The 9,047-nt window shown below is 41.3% G+C and carries 9 protein-coding genes and 5 tRNA genes; all 14 read left to right on the top strand.

Translation table 11 applies throughout. The annotated features are described in order from the left end of the window. Positions 1-291, top strand: a 291-nt coding sequence (locus HMPREF9969_RS07540) for an HPF/RaiA family ribosome-associated protein (RefSeq protein WP_156787965.1), incomplete at its 5' end; no start/stop codon positions are given. A gap of 87 nt (positions 292-378) precedes the next feature. Continuing rightward, positions 379-452, top strand: a tRNA-Thr gene (locus HMPREF9969_RS07535). A gap of 29 nt (positions 453-481) precedes the next feature. Further along, positions 482-563: transfer RNA gene (locus tag HMPREF9969_RS07530), tRNA-Tyr, on the top strand. A gap of 14 nt (positions 564-577) precedes the next feature. Beyond that, positions 578-650: transfer RNA gene (locus HMPREF9969_RS07525), tRNA-Gly, on the top strand. Between the two features lie 10 nt (positions 651-660). Continuing rightward, positions 661-732, top strand: a tRNA-Thr gene (locus HMPREF9969_RS07520). A gap of 69 nt (positions 733-801) precedes the next feature. After that, positions 802-1,998, top strand: a complete 1,197-nt coding sequence (gene tuf / locus HMPREF9969_RS07515; protein ID WP_009435189.1) for an elongation factor Tu — start codon at positions 802-804, stop codon at positions 1,996-1,998. A gap of 55 nt (positions 1,999-2,053) precedes the next feature. Then, positions 2,054-2,126: transfer RNA gene (locus HMPREF9969_RS07510), tRNA-Trp, on the top strand. A 17-nt stretch (positions 2,127-2,143) separates the two neighbouring features. Next, a complete protein-coding gene (secE, locus tag HMPREF9969_RS07505; RefSeq protein WP_009435163.1) occupies positions 2,144-2,335 on the top strand; it encodes a preprotein translocase subunit SecE in 192 nt (63 codons plus the stop codon). Positions 2,336-2,346: 11 nt separating this feature from the next. Beyond that, positions 2,347-2,892 (top strand): transcription termination/antitermination protein NusG, encoded by a 546-nt coding sequence (gene nusG, locus HMPREF9969_RS07500; RefSeq protein ID WP_009435183.1) that lies wholly within the window; start codon positions 2,347-2,349, stop codon positions 2,890-2,892. 57 nt (positions 2,893-2,949) lie between these two features. Continuing rightward, a complete protein-coding gene (rplK, locus tag HMPREF9969_RS07495) occupies positions 2,950-3,390 on the top strand; it encodes a 50S ribosomal protein L11 (RefSeq protein WP_009435207.1) in 441 nt (146 codons plus the stop codon). Between the two features lie 20 nt (positions 3,391-3,410). Next, positions 3,411-4,103: a 50S ribosomal protein L1 gene (rplA, locus tag HMPREF9969_RS07490; RefSeq protein WP_004383921.1), complete on the top strand. Its 693-nt coding sequence runs from the start codon at positions 3,411-3,413 to the stop codon at positions 4,101-4,103. 18 nt (positions 4,104-4,121) lie between these two features. Then, positions 4,122-4,640: a 50S ribosomal protein L10 gene (gene rplJ / locus HMPREF9969_RS07485; RefSeq protein WP_009435193.1), complete on the top strand. Its 519-nt coding sequence runs from the start codon at positions 4,122-4,124 to the stop codon at positions 4,638-4,640. 63 nt (positions 4,641-4,703) lie between these two features. Beyond that, positions 4,704-5,081 (top strand): 50S ribosomal protein L7/L12, encoded by a 378-nt coding sequence (rplL, locus tag HMPREF9969_RS07480; RefSeq protein ID WP_009435172.1) that lies wholly within the window; start codon positions 4,704-4,706, stop codon positions 5,079-5,081. A gap of 154 nt (positions 5,082-5,235) precedes the next feature. Beyond that, positions 5,236-9,045: a DNA-directed RNA polymerase subunit beta gene (rpoB, locus tag HMPREF9969_RS07475; protein WP_009435186.1), complete on the top strand. Its 3,810-nt coding sequence runs from the start codon at positions 5,236-5,238 to the stop codon at positions 9,043-9,045. Positions 9,046-9,047: the final 2 nt, after the last annotated feature.

Below are 9,047 nucleotides of genomic sequence, written 5' to 3'. Positions count from 1 at the left end.
AAAATTCAGTCAATTCACTTTGACACTACCGAAAAGTTGCAGAGTTTTATTGCTAAAAAGATTGAGAAATTAGAAAAGTCTTACGAAGACATTCAGAAAGTTGAGGTGCAATTAAAGGTGGAAAAACCTGCTACTGCATTAAATAAGACTACAAGTGTATCAGTTGTTGTGCCAGGTACAACGCTTTTTGTAGAAAAAACATTCGATACTTTTGAAGAAGGAGTTGATGAGTGTGTTGATGCAATGAAGGTTCAGCTTACCAAGTTTAAGGAAAAGCAAAGAAAACGTTGAAAAAATCTCTTAAATATTTTGGAGATTGAAAATAAATCATTACCTTTGCAGCCGTTTTACTACAGGTAGCCTTTGGCTGCAAAGTATGCCTCTTTAGCTCAGTTGGCCAGAGCACGTGATTTGTAATCTCGGGGTCGTTGGTTCGAATCCGACAAGAGGCTCTTCTTGAAGGGAGAGAACATTTGAATAAGGGTAGTTTCCAGAGTGGCCAAATGGGGCAGACTGTAAATCTGCTGCTTCTAGCTTCGGTGGTTCGAATCCATCACTACCCACTCAAATGTTATTTGCGGAAATAGCTCAGTTGATAGAGCACTAGCCTTCCAAGCTGGGGGTCGCGGGTTTGAGCCCCGTTTTCCGCTCTATGGTTTTGCTGTAATAGCTCAGTGGTAGAGCACTTCCTTGGTAAGGAAGAGGTCCTGAGTTCAACTCTCAGTTACAGCTCTGCTATATTTTTCTAAGTTAGTATAACAAAAACGCAGATTATTCATTTAATATTAAATAAGAAAAGCTATGGCTAAAGAAGAATTCGTGCGTACCAAACCGCATGTAAACATTGGTACTATCGGTCACGTTGACCACGGTAAGACCACTCTTACTGCAGCAATCTCAAAGGTTCTTCACGAGAAGGGCTTCGGTTCTGAAGATGTTAAGTCTTTTGATCAGATTGATAATGCTCCTGAGGAGAAAGAGCGTGGTATTACCATTAACTCTGCACACATTGAATACGAAACAGCTAATCGTCACTATGCACACGTAGACTGTCCAGGTCACGCCGACTATGTAAAGAACATGGTAACTGGTGCTGCTCAGATGGATGGTGCTATCTTGGTTGTAGCTGCTACTGACGGTCCTATGCCACAGACTCGTGAGCACGTATTGCTCGCTCGTCAGGTAAACGTACCTCGTTTGGTTGTTTTCTTGAACAAGTGCGATATGGTTGACGATGAGGAAATGCTTGACCTCGTTGAAATGGAAGTTCACGAGATTCTTGAGCAGTATGGTTACGAGGAGGATACTCCAATTATCCGTGGTTCTGCACTTGGTGCTTTGAACGGCGTAGAGAAGTGGGTTGACTCTGTAATGCAGCTCATGGATACTGTTGATACTTGGATTCAGGAACCAGAGCGTGAGGTTGATAAGCCATTCTTGATGCCTGTTGAGGACGTATTCTCTATCACAGGTCGTGGTACTGTTGCTACTGGTCGTATTGAGACTGGTGTATGTAAGGTAGGTGATGAGGTTCAGTTGCTCGGTCTTGGTGAGGACAAGAAGTCTGTAATCACTGGTGTTGAGATGTTCCGTAAGAACCTCGCACAAGGTCAGGCTGGTGATAACGTAGGTCTTCTCCTCCGTGGTATTGATAAGGCTGAAGTTAAGCGCGGTATGGTTGTCGTACACCCAGGAGCTATTACTCCTCACGATCACTTCAAGGCTTCTATCTATGTCTTGAAGAAGGAAGAGGGTGGTCGTCACACACCATTCGGTAACAAGTATCGTCCACAGTTCTACCTCCGTACAATGGATTGTACTGGTGAAATCAAGTTGCCAGAGGGCGTTGAAATGGTAATGCCTGGTGATAACGTTGAGATTGAAGTAGAATTGATCTACAAGGTTGCTTTGAACGAGGGTCTTCGTTTCGCTATCCGTGAGGGTGGTCGTACAGTAGGTTCTGGTCAGATTACAGCAATCCTCGATGATATTAAGTAAATCATAGATTTACATTATAAATAGTTCCCGAGTCTTCGGGCTCGGGAACTTATTTACGGGTTTAGCTCAGTTGGTAGAGCACTGGTCTCCAAAACCAGGTGTCGAGGGTTCGAGCCCTTCAACCCGTGCAAAAAGAGAAGATTTTATGTTTAAGAAGATAGTTAATTATTGCAAGGCTTGCTACGACGAACTTGCGCATAAAACTACATGGCCATCACGTGCTCAGCTTACACATAGTGCAATGGTTGTTTTATCTGCTTCCCTTGTCATTGCATTGGTAGTGTTTGCTATGGATTTTGTTTTCCAACATGTGATGGATTTTGTATATCCGAGTTAATTCATTAGAAAATGGCTGATACAGAAAAGAAATGGTATGTTCTTCGGGCTGTCAGTGGTAAAGAGGCTAAGGTAAAGGAATATATCGATGCTCAATTACGACAGAACAATAAGCTTGCTGAGCGTGTTTTCGAGGTTTTGTTGCCTATGGAGAAGCACGCAACTTTGCGTAATGGCAAACGCGTTGTCAAAGAGAAATTAAGTCTTCCTGGCTACGTGCTTGTTCAAGCCAACATGACTCCAGACGTAGCTTCTACGTTACGTTTCATGCCTAATGTATTGGGGTTCCTCGGTGGTATGTCTGAGCCTTCTCCAGTTCGCCAAGCAGATATTAATCGTTTACTTGGTAACGTGGAAGAAACAGAACTTGATGAAGTTCAAGATGTTCCATATGAGGTTGGTGAGACTGTTAAGGTTACTGATGGTCCTTTCAGTGGTTTCCATGGTATCATCGAAGAGGTGAATGCTGAGAAACATAAGTTGAAAGTGATGGTTATGATCTTTGGTCGTCAGAATCCATTGGAGTTAAGTTTTATGCAAGTCGCAAAAGAAGACTAGTGTTGTTACGGACACTATTCTGACTTTTATAGTTTAATTTTTAATATTAACAAGAAAATGGCTAAAGAAGTAGCTGGATTAATCAAATTACAGATTAAAGGTGGCGCTGCAAATCCATCCCCCCCAGTAGGCCCTGCATTGGGTTCTAAGGGTATCAATATTATGGGATTCTGCAAGGAATTCAACGCCCGTACCCAGGACAAGGCTGGTAAAGTTCTTCCAGTCGTAATTACTTACTACAATGATAAGTCTTTTAGCTTTATTATCAAGACTCCTCCAGCAGCAGTACAGCTTATGGAGGCTGCTAAAGTAAAAGGCGGATCAGGTGAGCCAAACCGCAAGAAAGTTGCATCCGTAACTTGGGAGCAGATAAAGGCAATTGCTGAAGATAAGATGCCAGATCTTAACTGCTTCACAGTAGAAAGTGCGATGAGACTGATTGCAGGTACTGCTCGTAGTATGGGTATCACTGTAAAAGGGGACTTCCCTGGTAAATAATTTAAACTTCAAAAGTAAAAATGAGTAAACTGACAAAAAATCAGAAATCAGTCGCTGAGAAGGTTGAAGCAGGGAAAGCATACACATTAGCTGAAGCAGCTAAGTTGGTTAAGGAAATTACCACAACTAAGTTTGATGCTTCTGTAGATGTAGATGTTCGCCTTGGTGTTGACCCACGTAAAGCTAACCAAATGGTTCGTGGCGTTGTGTCATTACCAAATGGTACAGGTAAGGTGACACGTGTACTCTGTCTCTGTACTCCTGATCAGGAAGCTGCCGCTAAGGAAGCTGGTGCTGATTACGTTGGTCTCGACGAATATGTTGAGAAGATAAAGGGTGGATGGACTGATGTTGATGTCATCATCACTATGCCATCATGCATGGGTAAGTTAGGTCCTTTAGGTCGTGTACTTGGTCCTCGTGGATTGATGCCAAACCCAAAGAGTGGTACTGTGACTATGGATGTTGCTAAGGCAGTGAAGGAAGTAAAGCAGGGTAAGATTGACTTTAAGGTTGATAAGGCTGGTATTATCCATACATCAATTGGTAAGGTTAGTATGACTGCTGAGCAGATTTATGGTAATGCGAAAGAATTTATCTCTACCGTTATCAAGTTGAAGCCTGCTGCAGCTAAAGGTACATATATCAAGAGTATCTTTATTTCTAGCACAATGAGTAAGGGTGTCAAGATTGATCCTAAATCAGCTGAATAACTCTAAAAGTTTTGTACAATGAAGAAAGAAGTAAAAGATACAATTATCGCTGAACTCGGTGAGAAGTTGAAGAACTTCCCTCATTTCTATCTAGTTGATGTAACTGGTTTGAATGCTGAGGCTACAAGTTCTCTTCGCCGTAAGTGCTTTAAGAGTGAGATCAATATGGTCGTAGTGAAGAATACTCTTCTTCACAAGGCTTTTGAAGCTTCAGATGTAGATTTTGAACCACTGTATGGTTCTTTGAAGGGTAATACTGCAGTTATGTTTGCTCATACTGCAAATGTACCAGCTAAACTGTTGAAAGAGTATAAGAAGGAAGCTATTCCTGCTCTAAAGGCAGCTTATGTAGAGGAAACTCTATTTATTGGTGCAGATAAGCTCGAAGAACTTGCAGCTCTCAAGAGTAAGAACGAAGTTATTGCAGATGTTGTTGCATTGCTACAATCTCCAGCCAAGAACGTTGTTTCTGCTCTTCAATCAGGCGCTGGCACTATTCATGGTGTACTTAAGACTTTAGGTGAGCGCGCTGAGTAAGAAATCTAATAAAGTCAAAGATATATTATTTTTAGAACAAAAAATTAAAAAGTTTAGAATAAGATGGCAGACGTAAAAGCTATTGCAGAAGAGTTAGTAAACCTTACTGTTAAGGAAGTAAATGAGTTGGCAACTGTGCTCAAGGAAGAGTATGGTATTGAGCCTGCAGCTGCAGCTGTTGCTGTTGCTGGTCCTGCTGCTGGTGGTGCAGCTGGTGGTGCAGAAGAGAAGTCAGAGTTTGACGTAGTTCTCGTTGAGGCTGGTGCTAATAAACTTAAAGTAGTAAAGGCTGTTAAAGAGGCTTGTGGTCTTGGTTTGAAGGAAGCTAAAGACTTAGTTGATGGCGCACCTTCTACATTGAAGGAGGGTATGGCTAAGGCTGAAGCTGAGAACTTGAAGAAGACTATCGAGGCTGAAGGTGCAAAGGTAGAGTTGAAGTAATTTCTTCATACTTTGCATAAAATATAATTTGGTTAGGATTTACCAAGTAGGTGAGTCCTAACCTTTTTGTGTCTTTTGACACATACGTTGATTGTTTAATCACGCTTTAAGTTCGTTATTGAACTTTGAATATTCGAATATTTAATTTCAGTTTATGGCATTAGATAATAAACCCAGAGTAAGTTTCGCCAGCGTTAAGAATCCTTACCCATATCCGGACTTTTTAGATGTGCAACTGAAGTCTTTTCGTGACTTCTTGCAGCTAGATACTCCGCCTGAGGAACGCAAGAATGACGGTCTATATAAGGTGTTTGCAGAGAACTTCCCTATTACCGATACACGTAATAATTTCGTTCTTGAGTTCTTGGACTATTATGTTGATCCACCTAGATATACTATTGAAGAATGTCTGGAACGTGGTTTGACATATAGTGTACCTTTAAAGGCTAAGATGAAGTTGTATTGTACAGATCCAGATCATGAGGATTTTGGTACATTTATTCAGGATGTATTCTTGGGTACAATCCCATACATGACTAGCAATGGTACATTTGTTATCAATGGAGCTGAGCGTGTAGTTGTATCTCAGTTACATCGTTCTCCTGGTGTGTTCTTTGGTCAAGGTGTTCATGCTAATGGTACGGTATTGTATAGTGCACGTATTATACCTTTTAAGGGATCATGGATAGAGTTTGCGACAGACATAAATAATGTTATGTATGCTTACATTGACCGTAAGAAGAAATTACCTGTTACAACGATGTTACGTGCCATTGGGTATGAGTCTGATCGTGACATTCTTCAAATCTTTGATCTTTGTGAAGAGGTAAAGGTCAATAAGAAGAATATGAAGGCAGCCATTGGACGTAAAATTGCAGGTAATGTGATGAAGACATGGACTGAGGATTTTGTTGATGAGGATACTGGTGAAGTTGTTTCTATCGAGCGTAATAAGGTTGTTGTAGAGAGAGAAACTGTTATTACCGAGGAGAATGTTGACGAGATACTTGATAGTTCTGTTTCAACAATCTTGCTTCATAAGGATGAGGATGCAGCAAATAAGTATTCTATTATATTTAATACACTTGCAAAAGATCCTAGTCACTCTGAAATAGAGGCCGTTAATTACATTTATCGTCAACTTCGCAATGCTGATGCTGCAGACGATGCAAGTGCACGTGAGGTATTCCAAAACCTTTTCTTTTCAGACAAACGTTATGACTTGGGTGAGGTCGGTCGCTATCGTATCAATAAGAAATTGAACTTGGATACGGACATGGATACGCGTGTGTTGACTAAGGATGATATTGTTGAGATTATCAAGTACCTCATTAGCTTAGTCAATTCAAATGCAACCGTTGATGATATTGACCATTTATCAAATCGTCGTGTACGTACTATTGGTGAGCAGTTAGCTAACCAATTCTCGATAGGACTTGCTCGTATGAATCGTACTATTCGTGAACGTATGAATGTTCGTGATAGTGAGGTGTTCCAGCCAACGGATTTGATTAATGCAAAGACGATCTCAAGTGTTATCAACTCATTCTTCGGTACTAATCCATTGAGCCAATTTATGGATCAGACTAATCCTTTAGCCGAAGTAACCCACAAACGTCGTCTTTCTGCGTTAGGTCCTGGTGGACTTTCTCGTGAACGTGCAGGTTTTGAGGTGCGTGATGTTCACTATACTCACTATGGTCGCCTTTGTCCAATTGAGTCTCCTGAAGGACCAAATATTGGTTTGATATCTTCACTTTGTATGTATGCGAAGATAAACGATCTAGGATTCATCGTTACACCTTATCGTCGTGTTCGTGATTCTAAGGTTGATATGGACAACAAGGATGTTGTATTCTTGACGGCAGAAGAGGAGGAAGATCAGATTATTGGACAAGGTAATGCTCCATTGAATGATGATGGAACTTTCGTTCGCGACACCGTAAAGTGTCGTCAAGATGCAGATTATCCTGTTGTAGGACCTGACTCTGTTAACTTAATAGATGTTTCTCCACAACAGATAGCTTCTGTTTCTGCTGGTCTCATTCCTTTCTTAGAGCATGATGATGGTCACCGTGCATTGATGGGTTGTAACATGATGCGCCAGGCAGTTCCATTGCTACATAATGATGCCCCAATTGTTGGTACAGGTCTTGAGAAACAAGTATGTGAAGATTCACGTACAATGATTACAGCAGAAGGTGAAGGAGTTATCGAATATGTTGATGCCACGACTATTCGAATTCTTTACGATCGTACAGAGGATGAAGAGTTTGTTAGTTTCGAACCAGCATTGAAAGAATATCGTATCCCTAAGTTCCGTAGAACGAATCAAAATATGGTAGTTGACCTTCGCCCTATATGTGATAAGGGACAACGTGTGAAGAAGGGTGATATTCTTACTGAAGGCTATGCAACAGAGAATGGTGAATTGGCTCTAGGTCGTAATCTTCTCGTTGCTTACATGCCTTGGAAGGGTTATAACTATGAGGATGCTGTTGTAATCTCTGAGCGTATGGTACGTGAAGACGTATTAACATCAGTCCATGTAGATGAGTACTCTCTTGAGGTACGTGAGACGAAGCGTGGTGTTGAAGAATTCACTTCTGATATTCCAAATGTAAGCGAGGAAGCTACAAAGGATCTTGATGACAATGGTATTATTCGTGTAGGTGCTCGTGTAGAACCTGGTGATATCATGATTGGTAAGATTTCACCTAAGGGTGAGAGCGATCCTTCTCCTGAAGAGAAGCTCCTTCGTGCTATCTTTGGTGATAAGGCTGGCGATGTGAAAGATTCTTCACTGAAGGCTAATCCTTCATTGAGTGGTGTCGTTATTGATAAGAAACTCTTTGCTCGTGCTATAAAAACACGTGAGAGCAAACGACAAGATAAGGTAACACTTGCTAAGATTGATGAAGAACAGGAGGCTAAGGTTAATGATTTGAAGGATCTCTTGGTTGATAAACTTCTAGAGTTGACAGAGGATAAAGTTTCCGAGGGTGTTAAAGATTACTCTGATGCAGAAATCATTACAAAGGGAAGTAAATTCACTGTTGCTGCATTAAAGAACCTTGACTATGAGGGAATCCAGTCAAATGGTTGGACTGATGATGAGCATACCAACCTCTTGATTCAGAAATTGATTATGAACTTCATACATAAGTATAAGCAAATGGATGCTGAACTTAAACGTAAGAAGTTTGCAATTACTATCGGTGATGAACTTCCATCTGGTGTTCTTCAGATGGCTAAGGTTTACATTGCAAAGAAGCGTAAGATTCAAGTTGGTGATAAACTTGCTGGTCGTCATGGTAATAAAGGTATCGTATCAAAGGTTGTACGTACGGAAGATATGCCATTCCTCGAAGATGGTCGCCCTGTAGATTTAGTATTGAACCCAATGGGTGTGCCTTCTCGTATGAACCTTGGTCAGATCTTCGAAGCAATTTTGGGTGCTGCCGGACGTAAGCTAGGTGTTAAGTTTGCTACTCCTATCTTCGATGGTGCTAAGCTCTCTGATTTGAAGGAGTGGACAGATAAGGCAGGTCTGCCAAATCTCTGTTCTACATATATCTATGATGGTGAAACAGGTGAGAAGTTCGATCAGCCAGCTACAGTTGGTATCACTTACTTCTTGAAACTCGGTCACATGGTAGAGGATAAGATGCACGCACGTAGTATCGGCCCATACTCATTGATAACCCAACAGCCACTTGGTGGTAAAGCACAATTTGGTGGTCAGCGTTTTGGAGAGATGGAGGTTTGGGCTATTGAGGCCTTTGGTGCATCTCATGTTCTTCAGGAGATTTTGACAATCAAGTCTGATGATGTCGTAGGTCGTTCTAAGGCTTATGAGGCTATCGTTAAGGGTGAACCAATGCCAACACCAGGTATTCCAGAGTCACTCAATGTGTTGTTACACGAATTACGTGGTCTCGGTTTAAGCATCAAACTTGATTAATA

The sequence above is a fragment of the Prevotella sp. oral taxon 306 str. F0472 genome (assembly GCF_000257925.1).
GTDB classification, from domain to species: Bacteria; Bacteroidota; Bacteroidia; order Bacteroidales; family Bacteroidaceae; genus Prevotella; species Prevotella vespertina.
Note: the sequence above shows the minus strand (reverse complement) of the source record. Positions and strands in the feature narration are given on the sequence as shown.

Excerpts from the sequence above, each read along its gene's own strand:
- tuf (WP_009435189.1), top strand. The coding sequence starts at position 802 with ATGGCTAAAGAAGAATTCGTGCGTACCAAACCGCATGTAAACATTGGT.
- secE (WP_009435163.1), top strand. The coding sequence starts at position 2,144 with ATGTTTAAGAAGATAGTTAATTATTGCAAGGCTTGCTACGACGAACTT.
- nusG (WP_009435183.1), top strand. The coding sequence starts at position 2,347 with ATGGCTGATACAGAAAAGAAATGGTATGTTCTTCGGGCTGTCAGTGGT.
- rplK (WP_009435207.1), top strand. The coding sequence starts at position 2,950 with ATGGCTAAAGAAGTAGCTGGATTAATCAAATTACAGATTAAAGGTGGC.
- rplA (WP_004383921.1), top strand. The coding sequence starts at position 3,411 with ATGAGTAAACTGACAAAAAATCAGAAATCAGTCGCTGAGAAGGTTGAA.
- rplJ (WP_009435193.1), top strand. The coding sequence starts at position 4,122 with ATGAAGAAAGAAGTAAAAGATACAATTATCGCTGAACTCGGTGAGAAG.
- rplL (WP_009435172.1), top strand. The coding sequence starts at position 4,704 with ATGGCAGACGTAAAAGCTATTGCAGAAGAGTTAGTAAACCTTACTGTT.
- rpoB (WP_009435186.1), top strand. The coding sequence starts at position 5,236 with ATGGCATTAGATAATAAACCCAGAGTAAGTTTCGCCAGCGTTAAGAAT.